Source organism: Verrucomicrobiota bacterium, assembly GCA_037139415.1.
Classification (GTDB): domain Bacteria; phylum Verrucomicrobiota; class Verrucomicrobiia; order Limisphaerales; family Fontisphaeraceae; genus JBAXGN01.
The window spans coordinates 1-17712 of sequence record JBAXGN010000168.1 but is presented as its reverse complement, the minus strand read 5'-3'; the positions used below and the strand labels follow the sequence as shown (position 1 = coordinate 17712).

Sequence of the window (17712 nt, the reverse complement as noted above, 5' to 3'; positions counted from 1 at the left end):
CTTTATTCAAAAACCTGCAAAAAATCCGCATTGTTAAGTCCGACAGGCTGCTAGCCAAAAGCCGGTTGGAGGCGGTCCTCATCGGCAACGCTGCCGCCGCATTGCATGGCGCTCCGGTGACAACGCTGGATTTCGACTTCATGTTTCGCGTCACCCCGTATAATTCCAATGAGCTTTCAAGCTGAGACTAAGGCGCGCAGGATTTTGGGCGGCTGGCGAGACGCGAGCGAGGCGCATACCCGCAGCGGTCTGTAACGAGCGAGCAACGAAGCCAGCGGCTCAAAGGACCAGCGAATTAGTCTCATCTTGATAGCGATTTGGAATAATTTGACCAAACTCAGAGCCTTTGCCCGCTGCCTGGATGCGTATATTTTACGCCCGTATTATCCCGTTTCAAATTTTTACCGGGTGGTCCATGACGAGCGTGGATTACAAGTGGATTTTATGGGTGCCGTCCATGGGATCCGCTCTTTTGAACGGTTACGATCCGGCGCGGAAACGATACACATTGGCGGCTACCCTTTGGCGCTGGCGGCTTTGCGCGACATCATTGACAGCAAGCGTACGGCGGGACGGAACCGGGACCAAGCCGTGCTGGAAATCTTGGAACATACCTTGCATGAAAAGGAAAAATGCCAGGGCGGCCCAATTGCGAGCGCTAAAAAAGGAAAGTAAACGGGCGCTCCTTGAGCAAATTCACCGTTTGCTGGCGCTACCGCCGGAGAAACGCACGAATTTTCTTCGGGTGCGTTGCGTGGGCGGCGGGTCGCATCTTTGACCGCAAAGGCAATCGTTTTGCGTAACCGCTGAGGTTGTGACGCGCGCTTGGCGCGTTTATACGCCGGCGGCCTTGCGTTTCGTCTGCAACGCCTGACGCAAGGCAGGGAGCGATAGCGTGTTGATGACATCCGCCTTTTCCAGCCAGCCTTTGCGCGCTATCCCCGCGCCCAAGCGCAGGAAACCCGCGTGCTCATTCCGGTGCGCGTCGCAGTTGATGACGCACTTTACGCCTTTGCCCTTGGCATATTGCCAGAGCCGCCAATCCATGTCGAACCGGGCTGGTTGGGCGTTTAGCTCGATCCAGGTACCCGTCGCCGCGCAGGCATCAATCACCGCGTGCTGATCCACCTTGTACGGCTCGCGTCCCAGCAGCAGGCGACCGGTCAAATGGCCGAGCATGTGGACATACGGATTTTCGGCGGCGTGGATGAGCCGGCGGGTGGTCTCGGCTTCATTCTGGGAAAAGCCCTGGTGAATGCTGGCCACCACCACGTCCAATTGCGCCAGCAGCTCATCCTCGAAGTCCAGTTTGCCTTCCGCCAAGATATCCACCTCACTACCGGTGAGCAGGCGGAATTCATTGCCCGCCTTGGCGAGTTGACGATTGATGGCGGCGACGGCTTCGAGTTGTTCGCTCAACCGGGAAGGGTCCAGCCCGTGCGCCTGAAAGGAGGATTTCGAGTGGTCGGTGATCGCCCAGTAATCGCAGCCGAGTTCATCGGCAAACGCGGCGATGTCTTCCAGCGCAACCAGGCCGTCGCTCCAGTTGGAGTGATTGTGCAGCGAACCCCGCAGATCCGTCCATTCCAACAGGCGCGGCAACGCGTTTTTCTCCGCCGCCGCAAATTCTCCATGATCCTCGCGCAATTCGGGTGGGACATACGCCAGGTCCAACGCGCGGAAAATATCCTCCTCGGTCTGGCAGGGCAGACAGAGGTTGGGATCGCGGGTTTCCTCCGTGGAACGGAACAGCCCGTACTCGTTGAGGCGCAAGCCGCGCTGGATGGCGCGCTGGCGCATGACGATGTTGTGTTCCTTGCTGCCAGTGAAGTAGGCCAGGGCAAACGGATATTCGGTATCGCTCACCACCCGCAGATCCGCCTGAATGCCGCCAGTCAAAATAACGCTGGCCTTGGTTTCGCCCTTGGCGGTGACGGAAATAATGCCAGGCTGGGTTGTGAAAAAGTCAATGATGGCCACCGGATGCTTCGAGGAAACAAGGAAATCAATATCGCCAATGGTTTCCTTTTGCCGCCGCAGGCTGCCCGCCGTGCTGCACCGGATCACGTCGGCATGGGCGCGCAGGTTCTCCAGGATGGGCTCCGCTGCCACCAGTGCCATGTGAAGATGATGCTTGGACGCATATTGGCGGTGAAAGGCAATCCCCTCGAGGATTTTGGCTTGGGTCTTTTCGCCGAAACCCTCCAGCGTGGCGACCTTGCCTGCCTTGCAGGCGGCTTCGAGTTGTTCGATGCTTTCCAGACCGAGTTTATCCCACATCGCCTTGACCTTCTTCGGCCCAAGTCCCGGTAACAGTAACATTTCCTGGAGTCCGGCGGGCACGGAGGCCTTCAGTTCCTCGTAATAAGGCAGTTTGCCGGTCTGCATCAGCGTGGTGATCTTTTCCTGGAGCGCTTCGCCAATGCCTTTGACCGCGCCAAGGCGATCCTCGGCAATCAACTTGTCGAGCGGCTCGGCAAGCCCCTCGATCGTGCGCGCCGCGTTGGCGTAGGCGCGCGTCTTGAACGGGTTCTCATTTTTCAATTCGAGCAGAACCCCGATCTCCTGCAATATGGCCGCTACGTGCGTTTTATCCATGCCGCAAAGGAATAGCGCATAATGCAGGATTAGGGAAATATAAAACCGAAGTCCAAAACGGAGGCGAAAATAACTGGCATAAAGATGGCAGGTGAAAAATCGGGAAAAATTTATTCACCATCTTTTGCCGATGATGCTGCTTCGGCTTTCGGGCTTCCCCCTCACACCGGCACCGGCACGGAATCCACGATGTGATCAATGACGGTTCGGGCGTTGACGATTACGGAGCGGGTGCCCTTGCGGCAAATCAGGCGATGCGGGAGCACCACGCGGGCGGCCTGCTTGAGATCATCCGGCAGCACGTAATCGCGTCCGGCCAGCAACGCCATCGCCTGGCTGAAGGATTGGATGTCCAGGCAACCGCGCGGGCTGGCGCCGTACTCCAGGGATTCCGCGTGGCGGGTGGCGCGCACTAGATCCACCAGGTAACCGAGCAGGCTATCCTCAATCCGGATTTCGCGCACCGCCGACTGGAGCTGCTTCAGGACGTAACAATCCATGACGGCCTCCACTTTGGCCAGCGGGTCCGCATTGCGCTGCACGCGCAACATTTCGATTTCCGATGCGCGCTCCAGGTAGCCGATACTCAAGCGCAGCATGAACCGATCCATCTGCGCGAACGGCAACGGGTACGTGCCCTCGAGTTCGATGGGATTTTGCGTGGCCACGACAAAAAACGGCGATTCGAGCGGATGCACCACGCCATCCACCGTCACATGTTGTTCCTCCATGGCCTCGAGCAGGCTGGATTGCGTGCGCGGCGTGGCCCGGTTGATTTCATCGCCCAACAGCACGTTGGTAAAGACCGGGCCGCGACGGAAGGTGAACTCGTGACGCTCCGGGGCATACACCGTGACGCCGGAAATATCGGAAGGGAGGAGATCGGCGGTGAATTGGATGCGCTTGAAATCGGCCGCCAATGACTTGGCGATAGCCTTGGCCAGGAGGGTTTTACCCAGACCGGGCACGTCTTCAACGAGCACATGCCCGCCAGCGATCAGCGCCACCACCGCGCGCGTGACCACCTCTTCCTTGCCCAGAAAGGCACGCGCGATGTTGGCAATCAACTGGCGCGCCTGCGTACTGGGCGAACCGTTGTTACCGTTGACTGGAGTATTGGACTTCGTCACGCTCCTTGTATTAGCCCAATGGGCGGGCAATCGCAAGCCGGCATTTTACTGATATGCGCGATCTGACATTGCTCGCCCCCGGCTATTGGACATTTTCCGGGACGACCTGGACCTGCGTGGAGACCTTATAATCGGCCCCGGTCGAGGCGGTCAGGGTCAACTCAACCATGTAAGCCCGGTACCCGCTGGCGGGTAATTGCACGGCGGCGGCGGCTTCGCGGCCATCCCTGGTGACCGGCAATGCCTGGCTTGACCAGGTGGCTTTGCGAAAGTCGTGGGTGGCGGATTCCGCCGTCCATAAGCGTGCCGCTTTGGCCTGCTGACTCGCCGTTACCGTCACATTGCGGTGATCCGCGCCGCTGAACTGCCACTCCACGGTCGGCAGTTCTTTGCCATCGGCCACCATTTGGAACACCGCCGCCATGGTTTGAATGGACTCCGCCGTCTGCGCGTGCCCGGTGTTGGGCGCTTGATAGACCAGTTTGGGCCCCGGCAGGTCGTACCAGTAATGTTTCAAGGCTTCGACGGTCCAAAAAGGATCGTTGGTGCCCAACAGGATCAGCTTGGGCAGGCGATAATTCCGGCGATAACTATAAGGGTCCACCAACCCGCGCAGCGCCACCATTTGCGGCGTGTCCATTTTTTCCACCAGTTTCAGATCGGTGTAGGCCCGGATTTTTTCGCTCTGCCGGCCATAGACTTTCTGGGTCCACTCGGTCTGGGCCTTCATGTTGAGCATGTCAATGACTGCGGGCGCAATGGCGGCCACGCGCGGATCCGCAGCGGCGCTCAGCCAGGTGGTCCATCCGCGCTTGGAGACGCCGGTCACCACAAATTTTTCAACCTTTTGGCCGTATTCCGCCTGGGCATAGGCCTGCACGGCGTCCATGGCGCGAACCGCGCTTTTGACCATGGGCAGCAGGAGCGGCCAGGTTTCATCGCCGGTCTTCAAATATTGGTCAAAGGTGTACGCGATCAAGGCATCTTCATTGCGTCCATTGAACAGCGGTTGGTTCGGCACATTAGCCACCACCGCCACCAGGATGCCCGCCTGTTCGCTAACGGTTTTCATGAGGTTAAAGCTGCTGGAACCGTCGCCGCTGCCGGCGATCACCAGCAGGGCGACGCCGGGATTGCGCACCTTGGCGGGATGGCCAATCTGCATGGTGTGGGTCCAGCGCAGGTCATGCCAGGTCTGTGAGGTGACGTCGAGCCGCGTGATGGTGAATCCAGCCTGTTGCTTCTGTTCGACCGCTTTCCAGGCAAAGCTGGGGTCGGGCCGCTGGACATATTCTTCCAGGGCGCCGGCCTGGCTGGCCGGGGTGACGGCCACCTGGAGCATCAGCCCGAGACTCAGGCACGAAATTCTCAGCAAACATCCGGTGGGTGACAATCGGGTACGCGACATGCCTCCAATGTCACCACGAAAAGTAATCTGTCAAGAATGGAGCGACCTTCCGAGCGGATAATTTTCCGTAAAATTGGCGTTGAAATGCCTCTTGACTGGTTTACTATCGCCGCCTGTCAAACAATGGCATTGATTGTTCAAAAATATGGTGGCACGTCGGTGGGGAACACCGAACGTATCAAGAATGTGGCCAAGCGCGTGGCGGAATATCACGCGAAGGGCCACCAACTGGTCGTCGTGGTCTCCGCCATGAGCGGCGTGACCGATGGGCTGATCAAATTGGCCAAGGATATCATGCCGCTGCCCGATGAGCGGGAGATGGATATGCTGCTGGCCACCGGCGAGCAGACCACTACCGCCCTGACCGCCATGGCCTTGCACAGCATTGGCCTCAAGGCCGTATCCCTCACCGGCGCCCAGGCGGGCATCGTCACCGATGGCGTGCATACCAAAGCCAAAATCCAGAACATCACCCCCAAGAAAGTGCATGCCTTCCTCAAGGGCGGGAATGTGGTTATTGTGGCCGGATTCCAAGGAGAAACCTCGGAAGGCCAGATCACCACGCTGGGACGCGGGGGTTCCGATTTGACGGCCATCGCCCTGGCCGCGGCGCTCAAGGCCGATCTCTGTGAAATTTACACGGACGTGGACGGGGTTTATACCGCCGATCCGCGCATCGTGCCGAATGCCCGCAAGCTCCAGGAGATTGCGTATGATGAAATGCTCGAACTGGCCAGCCTTGGCGCCAAGGTGATGCAGTCGCGCTCGGTGGAATTTGCCAAGAAATTTGGCGTGGTGTTTGAAGTCCGCTCCAGCATGAACGATAACCCAGGAACGATTGTGAAAGAGGAAACCAAAAGCATGGAAGGCGTCGTCATTCGTGGCGTCGCGCTCGATAAGAACCAGGCCAAAGTCACGCTTGTGGCCGTACCCGACCAACCCGGCATGGCCGCCCGCATCTTCAAATCGCTGGCCGATGCCTCGATCAACGTGGATGTGATTGTCCAGACCGCGCCGCACGGCGGATCAGGACGCGCCACGGATATTTCGTTCACGGTGGACAAGGCGGATTTGCTCAAGGCCAACAAGGTCATTGACAGCCTCAAGGCGGAAGTGGGCTTCAAGGAAGCAGTGGCCGATGAGAAAATCGGCAAACTCTCGGTGGTGGGTGTCGGGATGCGCAGCCAGCCTGGCGTGGCCGCCAGGATGTTTGAGACCCTCGCCAAGGAAGGTGTGAACATTGACATGATTTCCACCAGTGAAATCAAGGTGTCCGTGGTCATTGACCTCGCCAAAGGCGAAGCCGCCATGCGCGCAGTTCACGCGGCCTTTATCGGTTGATCCCGGCGGGCGGGGTTGGCCTGAGCGGCCGTCCAAAACGCGGAAGTCCGCGACCACACGTTATGGATGTCACAGCTTGGAAAGAGTATTTGCCCAAGGACCTGTCGCCTTGGATGATTGCCGGATTGGTGTTAGCCGCCCTCGTGGTGGGCTATTGCGCCATGAAGGTCGGCAAACTGATCCTGCAGATGATCCTTGGCTTGGTGTTTTTTGCCCTGGCCGGTGGGTTGGTCTGGTACTTTTGTTTCCGGCAGTGAGGCGGTTCAGACACCGCACCTCACCGATTCCATCGCGCGGCCCTGCTACCATGCCTGCCCGGCCGGTATGCTTCCGCAATTATCCATTTCCAGTCTTGCCGCAACGCCGGGTTCTCTGCTCTTATATCCACACTAAATGACACATGTTATGGCTGAAACCACACAACCTACATATCGGGTAGCGATGATTGGCTGCGGCTTGATCGGGCAGAAACGCCTGTTGAACCTGCCGCCGGGGAGCGTAGCCATGGCCTGCGATACCAACCTGGAGCGTGCCCGCAAACTGGCGGCCCAGAGCCCGGGTTGCCAGGCCACCGACTCGGTGGAAAAAGCATTAAGCTCGCCCAAGGTGGATGTGGTGATGGTCGCCACCATTAACCATGCCTTGGCGCCCATTGCCGCCATGGCACTGCGCGCCGGAAAGCATGTTCTGGTGGAAAAACCCGGTGCCATTTCGCTCCGTGAGCTGGAGGAGCTGGAGGCGCTTTCCAACCAACACGGCGGTTTGGTGCGCATCGGGTATAATCATCGCTATCATCCCGCCTGCCTCAAAGCCCAGGAACTCATTCAATGTGGTGCATTGGGGCCAATCATGTTCGTGCGCGGTCGCTATGGTCAGGGTGGCCGGTTGGGGTATGAGAAGGAATGGCGCGCTGATCCCAAATTATCCGGCGGCGGAGAATTAATGGACCAAGGGGTGCATTTGATTGATCTCGCCGGCATGTACCTCGGCGAATTTGGCCAGATCGATGGCCACGCCGCCACCTATTTCTGGAACATGCCGGTGGATGACAACGCCTTCCTCAGCCTGCGCGATACCCAGGGACGCACCGCCTGGCTGCACGTCAGTTGTTCGGAATGGAAAAACATGTTCAGTCTGGAGATCTACGGGCGCGACGCCAAACTCCATTGGGAAGGTTTGGGGGGCAGCTACGGGATGGAACGCCTGTATTATTACAAAATGCTGCCACAAATGGGCCCGCCGGATACCACCATCTACGAATACCCGCGCGGCGACGAATCATGGAAGCTGGAGATGACCGAGTTTTTTGAGGATATCCGACTCAAGCGAACACCCGTGCCAGGACTCAAGGAAGCCAAGGCCGTGTTACGCGTGGTGGAGACCATTTATCAGAAGTGCGGCCTGGTCTGGAACCCCCCGGCACAAACATAACCAACCTCCCCTCGATCCTTCACGGCAACGAATAATTCGATTTATGATCATCACACGTTCACCTTTGCGCATCAGCCTCGGCGGGGGCGGCACCGACCTGCCCTCCTATTATGAGCAGCACACCGGATTCCTGGTGGCGGCAGCCATTGATAAATATGTCTATATCACCATCCACGACACGTTCGTTCCGGATCTCATCGTAAAGTATTCGCGCCTGGAGCGCGTGGCCACGGCCGCGGAACTGGAACATCCCATCATCCGCGAGGCTTTTGGCCTGCTGGGCATGGATGGCAAGTCGCTGGAACTAACCTCCATGGCGGACATCCCCGCCGGTACCGGCCTTGGTTCCTCGGGAAGTTTTACCACCGCGCTGCTCAAGGCGCTGCATGCGTATCGCAAGAACCTGGTACATCCGGCCGAACTGGCGGAACAGGCATGTGACATCGAACTCAACCGGCTCAAGGAACCGATCGGCAAGCAGGATCAATACATTGCGGCTTATGGCGGCATTACCTGTTTCAAATTCCTGCCCGGTGGCAAAGTCGAGGCCTGGCCGCTCAAGCTATCCGAGGAAACCCGCTACAATCTTGAGGATAACCTGCTGCTGTTTTTTACCGGCTATTCCCGGTCCGCCTCCTCGATTCTCAAGGAGCAGGATCAAAAAAGCAAAAGCATGGATAAATCCATGATCGAGAACCTGCATTTTGTGAAGGACCTGGGGCTGCAAAGCCAGGCGGCCATGGAACGCGGCGACCTGCCGGAGTTTGCGCGGTTGATGGATGTGCATTGGCAGCGCAAAAAGGAACGCTCCGGCAACATGAGCAACCCGCAAATCAATCAATGGTACGATTTGGCCATGGCCCATGGCGCGCTGGGCGGCAAACTCATTGGCGCTGGCGGCGGCGGCTTCCTCATGTTTTACGCCGAGGATAAATCGCGGCTGCGTCATGCCATGCGCCAGGCCGGGCTTCAGGAAGTCCGCTTCCGTTTCGATTTTGAAGGCACCAAGGCGGTTATTCAATAATTGAAAGGCGCGCTGTGAGTTCTCCCCAGAAACCCCCTCATCCCGTCCTTCTCCCCCAAGGGGGAGAAGGTGCCCGCAGGGCGGTTGAGGGGGAAAGGGCGGTTCAGGAGGGCAAAGGGCGAAATCTGGTTTCGGGGAAGTCTCCCCTGCAAGATTTGGACCTGCCGGTGGCGCTGCTGGCTGGTGGCTTGGCCACACGGTTGCGGCCCATCACCGAGAAAATCCCCAAATCACTGGTCACCGTGGCGGGCGAACCCTTTCTCTCGCATCAATTGCGGCTGTTGCGCCAGCGCGGCGTCCGGCGCGTGGTACTCTGTGTCGGCTACCTGGGGGAAATGATCCAGCGCGATTACGGTGACGGCGCGGCCTTTGACCTCCAACTCGATTATTCCTTTGATGGTCCGGTGCTGCTGGGCACCGGCGGTGCGCTCAAGTTGGCTCTGCCCAAGCTCGGGCCTGAGTTCATCATGATCTACGGCGATTCCTATCTGCCCATCGAATACGCGTCGATTGTCGCTACCTTCCGCCGCAGCGGCCGACCCGCCTTGATGACGGTGTTTGAAAACCATGGCCAGTATGATGTCAGCAACATCGTCTTCCGCGATGGCCGCGTGGTGGTCTATGACAAAAAAGCCCGCCTGCCGGAGATGCGGCATATTGACTATGGCTTGAGCGTGTTCAAGTCCTCCGTATTTGATGCATACCCGGCGGATCGTCCCTTCGATCTCGCCCAGGTGATGGGCGACCTGGTGCGCCGCAACCAGATGACCGGCTACGAAGTCCCCGAGCGCTTCTTCGAAATCGGTTCCCATTCCGGCCTTGAGGAGCTGGATATATTGCTGGCCAACCGATAACTGGTCACAGTTCACAGGTGACTGGTAACTGAGATAAGGATGGACACTGCAGCCGTGTTTGTGGCATTGTTCAAGGGTCACCGTTATTAGATAATACGATAAAACTATGAGTCATACACCGTCCTTGTCTCGCCGGGCATTCGTCCAGCGCGCCGGGTTCACCGCCGCCGTGGTCCCGTTTATTTTACCTTCAAACATTTGGAGCGCGGAGACTCCGCCCAGCAAGCGCATCACCATGGGATTCATTGGCATGGGCAAACAGAATCGCGGGCTGTTGAACGGCTTTTTGGGCAAGAACACCAAGGTGTTGGCCGTATGCGATGTGGACACTACCCGGCGTGAGTCCGCCAAAAAAATCGTCGAGGATTTTTACACCAAGAAGAATGAAGCCGGCTATAAAGGCTGCGATGCCTATAATGATTTCCGGGAAATCATGGGCCGCAAGGATATTGATGCGGTTTGCATCGCCACTCCCGACCATTGGCATGCGTTGATCGCCATCGCGGCCGCCAATGCGAAAAAGGACATTTACTGCGAAAAACCGCTCTCGCAAACCATCCTGGAGGCCAAGGCCATGGTGACGGCAACGCGCAAGAACAGCGTCGTCTTTCAGGTGGGTAGCATGCAGCGATCCTCGCGCGAGTTTCTGAAGGCCTGCGAGTTGGTTCGCAATGGTCGCATCGGCAAAATCCAAAAGGTGGTCGTGGATGTGGGCGGTCCGGCGGTGCCGTGCGACCTGCCGGAAGAACCCTTGGAGAAAGGGCTCGACTGGAACATGTGGCTCGGCCCGACGCCCATGCGCCCCTACAACTCTGTGCTCAGCCCGCGCGGCGTGCATAACCATTTCCCGAATTGGCGCAAGTACCGCGAGTTCGGTGGTGGCGGCATGACCGATTTCGGCGCGCACCACTATGATATCGCCCAATGGGGGCTGGGGATGGATGATTCCGGCCCCATCGAGGTCACCCCGCCGGAAGATCCCAAGGCCACCAGTGGCATGAAATACCTCTATGCCAATGGTGTTGAGATGACGCATGGCAAGGTCCCGGACTTTGGCGGCATCCGGTTTATTGGCGAGCACGGTGAGATTTGGGTGAACCGTGGCAAGTTCAAGACCGTGCCCGAGGGGTTGGATGAAAAGCCCCTGCCTGAAACCGGCGTCAAACTCTACCACAGCGGCAACCATCAGCAGGATTTTCTCGATTGCATTGTTTCCCGCAAGAAGCCGATCTGCGACGTGGAGATCGGCTGCCGCACGGTCACGGTCTGCCACCTGGGCAACCTGGCCTACTACAATCACCGCAAGCTTAAATGGGACCCCATCAAGCAGGAGATCGTGGGCGATGCCGAGGCCAGCAAGTGGATGGAACGCCCGCGTCGCGCTCCGTGGGACAAGCCATTGCTATCGGCATAGCCGACAGGGGTGGAATTGCAGGGGTGGCTGGGGGCGAACGGACGATGCCCGGCATCTCAATCAATACCGCAATGTGTGCCGGCGATGAACTCATCAAACTCATACCTTTGCGACCGCGGCCTGCCTGTCCTGCGAGTTCAGTCGGCAATTGTTGTTTGGAAAGAAAACGACGATGAAAACCAACTTGGCAGTCCTGGATACGTTGCCCCCTGTCATGTTTGGTTTCCTTGGAGCGCTGCTGCTGGCTCCTCTGGCCGCGCTGCATGTAGCCGCAGAAGTTCAGGCAGGATTCCCATGCTTGACCTCGCTCAGCAGCCATCGTAGCCTGCCCGACATGAGCCGCAGGTAAAACCAATGCTTCCTAACCACCCCGCGCCCAGTAAGCGCACCATGCATGCCAAAAAGCAAAGTCCGGTCAGTGACCGTGTTATACCTAACTTGCTCCCAGCTTCTGGCTCCTCGCTTCCATCTCCTTCGCATCATTTTTTTGCCAGATAATATTTTTGCCATGTTCCGTTCCCATTTTTCTGCCGGTTTATTTTTCTGCAAAAAGGTTTTCTTCCCATTTTTGCCATGCATTCCGCATTCCTTCTTCCTTGCCGCGCATCCTCTTTTACGCCATCCTCCCTCCCACATGGATGCACAGCTCGCAACCGTAGCCACCGAGATCGCCCGGCGCATTCAGCAAGCCGGCTTTGCGGCCTATTGGGTAGGCGGCTGCGTCCGTGATTTCCTCCTTGGTCGCGAACCCCGCGACTACGACGTCGCCACGAATGCCACACCCGAGCTAATCGAACGTCTTTTCCTCAAGACCATCCCGGTGGGGCGTCAGTTCGGCGTGGTGCTGGTTTTGGAACAGGGCTTTGAATTTCAAGTAGCCACTTTCCGTTCCGAATCGGGCTACACCGATGGCCGGCATCCCGGCCAAGTCACTTTTGGTGATCCCGCCGCCGATGCCAGCCGCCGGGATTTTACCGTCAACGGACTCTATTACGATCCCGGCCAAAAGGTGCTGCATGATTGGGTGGGCGGCGAGGCGGATTTAAAAAGCCGGGTGCTGCGCGCCATCGGGAATCCTGCGGAACGCTTCGCGGAAGATCACCTGCGCCTGTTGCGGGCCGTGCGGCTGGCCGCCCAGCTTGGCTTCGAGATCGAGCCGGCCACGCTGGCGGCGGTAAAACAGAATCCCGAACGGGTGATGCGCGTCAGCGCCGAACGCATTCGCGATGAATTGCTGAAGCTGTTTTGCCCGCCGCACGCCGCGCGCGGATTGGATTTGTTGCGTGAAACCGGACTATTGGCGCATGTCCTGCCGGAAATCGCCGCCACCATTGAGTGCGCGCAAAGCCCGCAATATCATCCGGAAGGTTCCGTTTATAATCACATCCGCCTGATGCTCTCGAACTTGCCGGCTGAATGCCCGGCGATGCTGCCGTGGGCTGTGCTCCTGCATGATGTGGCCAAACCCGTGACCGCCACGCGGGATGAAGTCACCGGGCAGCATCACTTTTACACCCACGAAAAAGTGGGGGCGGAAATGACGGAAACCATCCTCCGCCGGCTCCGTTTCTCCAACCAGGAAATCGCCGATGTCAAAATCTGTGTCTATCATCACATGCAGTTCAAAGATGCCCGGGAAATGCGCAAATCCTCGCTCCGCCGCATGTTAATGCGCCCGACGTTTCCACTGGAACTCGAGTTGCATAAACTGGATTGCCTGGGCTCGCATCAAGGCCTTGAGCTTTACGACTTCTTGAAGACGCAGCAAGCTGAGCTGGCGCAACAACCGGAAGTGCTTCCGCCCCTGCTCACCGGTCACGACCTTCAGTCGCTCGGCCTCAAGCCCGGTCCGGCCATGGGCCGCGTAATGGCCGAGCTGCGGGAAAAACAATTGCAGGATGAATTGAAAACCGCCGAGGAAGCGCGGGCCTGGGTGCTGGCTCAAAAAACTACAGCAGCCTCGCTTTCACCGTGAAGCGCTTGAGCAACCTTGCAAGTTCGGCGCCGCCAACCGGTTTGAACAGACAGGAGCGTACTCCGGCTTGGCGTAATTGGGAATCGTCAAGCAGTTGATTGGGCTGGCTCATCAGTAGCACGGCCACGCCCGCCAACTCACGCGCGCTCGTGATGGCTTGAGCCAACCGTAAGGTTTCCTCCAGGGCACGCTCAGCATCCAGCAGCACACATTGATAGGGGGCGCCTGACGCTGCTTCGCGTTGCAGTACCCGCATGATTTCATGAGAGGTACCCAAACTGTTCACCTGGATGCCCTCAGTCCGGAGTGCCGCAGCGAGCGTTTCACGATGCTTGGAATCGCTATCCCCGATCAAGACCCGCAACCCCGCCGATGCCGATGGCTGTCCGGTCACCTGTCTGGCCGCCGTCCCCGAATCCGCGATGGAACCCCGCAAATCCTCCCGGGGGAGGCTTAAAGTGCGGTCGGTTTTCTCCAAGGCAAGCTTGGTCTTTTCCAACTCATCGAAGGACCGCTGTAGTCCCTGCTGCTTCACTTGCAAACTCCAATTGTTCTCTTCCAACGCCGTCCGTTCTTTCTCCATCTCATGCAGACTCTTTTGCAATGCTGCAAGCTGCGCGGACAAACTCTGGTTGGCCTCGCGCAACGTGGCCTCCGCCTGTTCCGTCCCGGCAAGCTTCTTTTGCAGCTCTGCGTGCTCGGTGCGCAAACTCCGGGTGGCTTCCTCTGAACCTGCCTTGACCTGATCAAACTCATTGAACTGCTGCTGCAACGCCGCTAGCTGCATGAACAAGGTCTGGTTGACCTCGCGCACCGCAGCCTCCGCCTGTTCCGCCCCGGCAAGTTTCTTTTGCAGCTCCTCGTGTTCAGTGCGCAAGCTCCGGGTGGCCTCCTCTGAACCAGCCTTAACCTTATCCGACTCACTGAGCTGCTGCTGCAACGCCGCAAGCTGCGCGGACAAGCTCTGGTTAGCCGCGCGCAACGTGGCCTCCGCCTGTTCCGCCCCGGCAAGTTTCTTTTGCAGTTCCTCATGCTCCGTGCTCAATTCGGAACGGATTTTCTCGAACGCCTCGTCCAGTCTCGCTAATTCGCTTAGGGATTTTTCCTTCAGTTTTTCGGAGACTGCAAAATTGATTCGCCGCCGCCAATTGGCACGCTGCCGATTGTATGCAGCTTGACACTCAGCCAGGGAAGAAGTTTCCGGCATACCCAGCAAGGCGAATTCCATAGAGAGCCTCATAGATTGCAAAAACACCCCGTAGCCGTTTGGCCTAACCAACGTATTCTCAAGGACACGACTGGTTGTTTGATTTTACTGATTTTCATGACCTCAAGTCCCAGCGCCTGCAGCCGGCTTCTTAAGCAGATGGACGAGCGCTTTGACGCCCAGTTCCATCAAGAGATAAGGCTTGGCAATCATTTCGTTTCCACCACTGAGCACGGATTGAGTACGCCGCTGGAAATCATCTTGGACGGTCACAAAGATAACCGGCGTGGCGCGGTTACCCGGCGTGGCATGCAACCGCTTGCACAGGTCAAATCCGCTCATGCCCGGCATATTAACGTCGGTGATCACCAAGTCAAAGACGGTGTGCTGCATTTTTTCCAAGGCGCACTCCGGACTTTCCTCGGCAATGGGCTTGATCTGGATCTGCTCTAATGCCTTGATCATAGCCCGCCGGGAAAACAGGTCGTCATCCACCACCAACACCGCCGGCTGCGTCACCGTCCGGGCCACCTCAGGATGCTCCAGCAATTGGGCCAGATAATCAGTCGTCTTAGCCAAGGTCATCAAGGTGGATTGCGTGATCACCGTCGGGTTTTCGTGAAGCTCCCAAAGCAACGCCTCGAACGCCTCAGCGAGCCGGCGCAGCGCCAGCGCATCTGAACTCAAAATGCCTTCGGTCAGCGGATGGACTAGCCCGACCATTTCATACAGGCAGGCCAGTTTCTTGAATTGGCTATCCGTCTTGTTCAGCGTCTTGAGCCACCCGTGCATCCCTTTGATGAAAGAGGGGGGGGGCGGCACGTCAGACTCTTTCGGAACCATTATGCCGTTCACAGACGCCGTTCCGGTCTGGTCCTCCAAAAGCGCCTGGCGGGTCTTAGCGGGCGGGTTCAAACCCAGTGGGATTCTGGTCGGCGCCACCGCCTCGCCGAACGCCAACAGCCGGTCATTCTGCGCGGGGCGGGCTCCTCCCTCATCCATCGGTGGGTCCAGAATCCAGGCGGGTTCCTCATTTACGTCTGCGGACGGGGGGGGAAGGGCCGGAACCTTTGTCTCGTTGTGGCTGCGGAGCATGGCAGGGTTTCCTGCCGGAGCCGTCGGTGCAGAAGTCCCTCCCTCCATGGGTATCAGGTCATTGGCGACAACCGTGGGGATGCCCAGACAGCTATTCACTGCTGCGACCACTTGCGCCGGGGTCGTTGTGGCTTTGGAGAAGACTTCATTGGCGCCCGCCTTTCGGGCGCGGTCGGCCAGTTGCGAGAGGTGCGAATTAGTCAACACGATCACCGGCAGTGTCTCAAAACGTTTCTGCACACGGATTTTACCCAGAATATCCGCCCCGTTCATCTGCGGCAACATCAAGTCCAACACCACCGCATCGAAGACGCTTTCATGGAGACGATAAAAGCCGCTTTGCCCGTCGGCGCAAATTTCTACTTCATACCCCGCGCGCTCAAACCGGCTGCGATACACATTGGAGATGATCTCGTCATCCTCAATGATCAGCAGGCGCTTGCGCAACTTGGCGGTAGCGAATGGCATACTACTTTAAATGACTTTTTGCAAAAATTCACGGACCTGTTCAAATTCGCACTGCGCCGACTCAAAGGCCAGCCTGGCGTCCGCCAACTGGCCGGCTTCACTGAGGCGTTCCGTATCTCTCAGCAACCCGGCCAGAGGGGGCATGCCACAAGTGCCGCTGGAGCCAGATCCTTTATGCGCCAGGCGTTTGGCTTCCCCGGTATTCCCGTCCGCCAACGCTTGTTTAAGTTGCCGCATCAGATCGGAAGTCCGGTCCAGAAACAGTTCCCGCAAGCTTCGCACCTCCGCTTCGGAAGTGCCAGCTATTTTCCGAAACTGCGTCAGGTTCACCGGTGGTTCCCGATCCGCTCCCCGCTCCAAGGTGTTTGGGTGGGCACACGCCCCATTCGCAGTTGTACCCGGCATGGAATGCAACGCCTCCTCGGCACGGGGCTGAACCCCACGGGTATTGACCATGCTGCGAGCCATATGAACATGACGTATCCAACGCGTCAATGTGGTGTCAAACGCTCTGGAATCAACCGGCTTGGCCAGGTAATCATTCATCCCCACTGCCATCATGCGTTCCGAATCGCCACGCATCACGTTGGCAGTAATGGCGATAATTACGAGGGGAAACTTGGGCTCGCCGTTGCCAGCCTGTTTCGCCTCCCGCTCCTGCTGCCGAATTCTTTGGGCGACCGCAAAACCATCCATTAAAGGCATTTGGATGTCCAGCAGCAGGATGTCGTACCGCTTCTGGGACAGGGTGTTTAGAACCTCCTGACCATCGCTAGCGGTGTCGGCGGAACAACCAATCCGCCGCAGCAGGTTAAGCCCAACTTGCAGATTGATCGGGTTGTCATCGGCCAACAGAATCTGCGTGGGATAGGATTCTCCCAGTTTTGGGGTAACCGCTGGAGCCGGACGCGGCACCGGTTGGGTTGGCACAGACGGTTCCTGCCGAATAAGCTGGTTCAAGCTCTGCTGGATAGCCTCAAGCTTGATCGGTTTATAGATCCGCCGGGACGGCGGCGGAATATCCGCCAACTGGCTGCGCTCGGCATTGATAGGGGTCAGCAAGATCAGCGGCAACAACGCATTCCCACTGATCTGGCGTATCTGCCTCGCCACACCATCCGGATCGTTCACCCGGTCATCAATAATGGCCGCTCGGACCTGATTTCGGGCCAGCCAAGCCAAGGCCTCCTGCGGATTGGCATAGGCCATGGGCGCAAATTGCATCCGTTGAACCTCCGCCTGGAGATACGCCCGATTAGCCGTTCCGTTTTCAATGATCAGAATTTTCTCTGCTTGCCCCGGCGTTGCTTGCCGATGGTTGGCAGATCGGCCTGCTTCCACCGCCGGTTCACGGGCGGGACTATGGCCATCCACTCGCCGACTTGGCCAGCAGAAGGAAAATGTAGTCCCTTGGGCCGGCACACTTTCCACCCAGATTGATCCGCCAAGGGATTCGATGATTTTCTTGCTGATGGCCAGCCCCAAACCCGTGCCCCCGTACTTGCGCTGAACATGCGCATTCGCTTGAACGTAAGCCTGAAACAAGCTGGGCAGCACCTCGGGGGGAATGCCGATACCGGTATCCCGCACCCTCACCAGCAGGTAGGATGACGCCGCCGGGGGCGGGCCACCTTTCGTCACGTAGTTGGGGCGATGACCGGGCGGGATGTCATCCCAGCGTTGCAGGCGGCAGATTTCCACCACCGCCTCTCCTTGCTGGGTGAATTTGACCGCGTTGCTGACGGGGTTCAGCAGCACCTGATAGAG

At 58.1% G+C, this 17712-nt stretch carries 15 protein-coding genes; 9 read left to right on the top strand and 6 right to left on the bottom strand.

Annotated features, from left to right (window positions below; translation table 11 throughout):
• Together WCO56_23045 and WCO56_23040 are read left to right on the top strand one after the other, a co-directional pair.
• Positions 1–185 (top strand): hypothetical protein (locus WCO56_23045; protein MEI7732467.1); only part of this gene is annotated, 185 nt, incomplete at its 5' end.
• A gap of 142 nt (positions 186–327) precedes the next feature.
• A complete protein-coding gene (locus WCO56_23040; protein ID MEI7732466.1) occupies positions 328–675 on the top strand; it encodes a hypothetical protein in 348 nt (115 codons plus the stop codon).
• A 159-nt stretch (positions 676–834) separates the two neighbouring features.
• Here WCO56_23040 and polX read toward each other — a convergent pair whose 3' ends face one another.
• From polX to WCO56_23025, 3 genes are all read right to left on the bottom strand, one after another.
• Entirely contained in the window at positions 835–2598 is a 1764-nt protein-coding gene (gene polX / locus WCO56_23035; GenBank protein ID MEI7732465.1) for a DNA polymerase/3'-5' exonuclease PolX, read from the bottom strand.
• Positions 2599–2759: 161 nt separating this feature from the next.
• Positions 2760–3728 carry a MoxR family ATPase gene (locus tag WCO56_23030; protein MEI7732464.1) on the bottom strand — a complete coding sequence of 323 codons (969 nt, stop codon included), beginning with the start codon at positions 3726–3728 and terminating at the stop codon, positions 2760–2762.
• 82 nt (positions 3729–3810) lie between these two features.
• A complete protein-coding gene (locus WCO56_23025; protein ID MEI7732463.1) occupies positions 3811–5136 on the bottom strand; it encodes a PhoPQ-activated protein PqaA family protein in 1326 nt (441 codons plus the stop codon).
• A 123-nt stretch (positions 5137–5259) separates the two neighbouring features.
• Here WCO56_23025 and WCO56_23020 point away from each other — a divergent pair, with 123 nt between their 5' ends.
• From WCO56_23020 to WCO56_22990, 7 genes are all read left to right on the top strand, one after another.
• A complete protein-coding gene (locus WCO56_23020) occupies positions 5260–6477 on the top strand; it encodes an aspartate kinase (GenBank protein ID MEI7732462.1) in 1218 nt (405 codons plus the stop codon).
• Between the two features lie 62 nt (positions 6478–6539).
• Positions 6540–6734, top strand: a complete 195-nt coding sequence (locus WCO56_23015) for a hypothetical protein (GenBank protein ID MEI7732461.1) — start codon at positions 6540–6542, stop codon at positions 6732–6734.
• Between the two features lie 148 nt (positions 6735–6882).
• Entirely contained in the window at positions 6883–7908 is a 1026-nt protein-coding gene (locus tag WCO56_23010; GenBank protein MEI7732460.1) for a Gfo/Idh/MocA family oxidoreductase, read from the top strand.
• 43 nt (positions 7909–7951) lie between these two features.
• The gene (locus tag WCO56_23005; GenBank protein MEI7732459.1) at positions 7952–8932 is read left to right on the top strand and encodes a galactokinase; all 981 of its coding nucleotides are present in this window, start codon (positions 7952–7954) and stop codon (positions 8930–8932) included.
• A gap of 155 nt (positions 8933–9087) precedes the next feature.
• Positions 9088–9786, top strand: a complete 699-nt coding sequence (locus WCO56_23000; GenBank protein ID MEI7732458.1) for a nucleotidyltransferase family protein — start codon at positions 9088–9090, stop codon at positions 9784–9786.
• 106 nt (positions 9787–9892) lie between these two features.
• Positions 9893–11200, top strand: coding sequence for a Gfo/Idh/MocA family oxidoreductase (locus WCO56_22995; protein MEI7732457.1), 1308 nt, complete (start codon positions 9893–9895; stop codon positions 11198–11200).
• 634 nt (positions 11201–11834) lie between these two features.
• Positions 11835–13175 carry a CCA tRNA nucleotidyltransferase gene (locus WCO56_22990; protein ID MEI7732456.1) on the top strand — a complete coding sequence of 447 codons (1341 nt, stop codon included), beginning with the start codon at positions 11835–11837 and terminating at the stop codon, positions 13173–13175.
• Here WCO56_22990 and WCO56_22985 read toward each other — a convergent pair.
• The 3 genes from WCO56_22985 to WCO56_22975 all read right to left on the bottom strand — a co-directional run.
• Positions 13150–14415 carry a hypothetical protein gene (locus tag WCO56_22985; GenBank protein MEI7732455.1) on the bottom strand — a complete coding sequence of 422 codons (1266 nt, stop codon included), beginning with the start codon at positions 14413–14415 and terminating at the stop codon, positions 13150–13152. The two genes, WCO56_22990 and WCO56_22985, sit on opposite strands and share 26 nt — an antisense overlap.
• 90 nt (positions 14416–14505) lie before the next feature.
• Positions 14506–15945 (bottom strand): response regulator, encoded by a 1440-nt coding sequence (locus tag WCO56_22980; GenBank protein MEI7732454.1) that lies wholly within the window; start codon positions 15943–15945, stop codon positions 14506–14508.
• Between the two features lie 6 nt (positions 15946–15951).
• Positions 15952–17712: response regulator (locus WCO56_22975; protein MEI7732453.1), on the bottom strand; the 1761-nt coding region annotated here is incomplete at its 5' end.

Coding starts and splice junctions, on each gene's coding strand:
- polX (MEI7732465.1), bottom strand. CDS start 2,598: ATGGATAAAACGCACGTAGCGGCCATATTGCAGGAGATCGGGGTTCTG.
- WCO56_23025 (MEI7732463.1), bottom strand. CDS start 5,136: ATGTCGCGTACCCGATTGTCACCCACCGGATGTTTGCTGAGAATTTCG.
- WCO56_23020 (MEI7732462.1), top strand. CDS start 5,260: ATGGCATTGATTGTTCAAAAATATGGTGGCACGTCGGTGGGGAACACC.
- WCO56_23015 (MEI7732461.1), top strand. CDS start 6,540: ATGGATGTCACAGCTTGGAAAGAGTATTTGCCCAAGGACCTGTCGCCT.
- WCO56_23010 (MEI7732460.1), top strand. CDS start 6,883: ATGGCTGAAACCACACAACCTACATATCGGGTAGCGATGATTGGCTGC.
- WCO56_23005 (MEI7732459.1), top strand. CDS start 7,952: ATGATCATCACACGTTCACCTTTGCGCATCAGCCTCGGCGGGGGCGGC.
- WCO56_22995 (MEI7732457.1), top strand. CDS start 9,893: ATGAGTCATACACCGTCCTTGTCTCGCCGGGCATTCGTCCAGCGCGCC.
- WCO56_22990 (MEI7732456.1), top strand. CDS start 11,835: ATGGATGCACAGCTCGCAACCGTAGCCACCGAGATCGCCCGGCGCATT.
- WCO56_22985 (MEI7732455.1), bottom strand. CDS start 14,415: ATGAGGCTCTCTATGGAATTCGCCTTGCTGGGTATGCCGGAAACTTCT.
- WCO56_22980 (MEI7732454.1), bottom strand. CDS start 15,945: ATGCCATTCGCTACCGCCAAGTTGCGCAAGCGCCTGCTGATCATTGAG.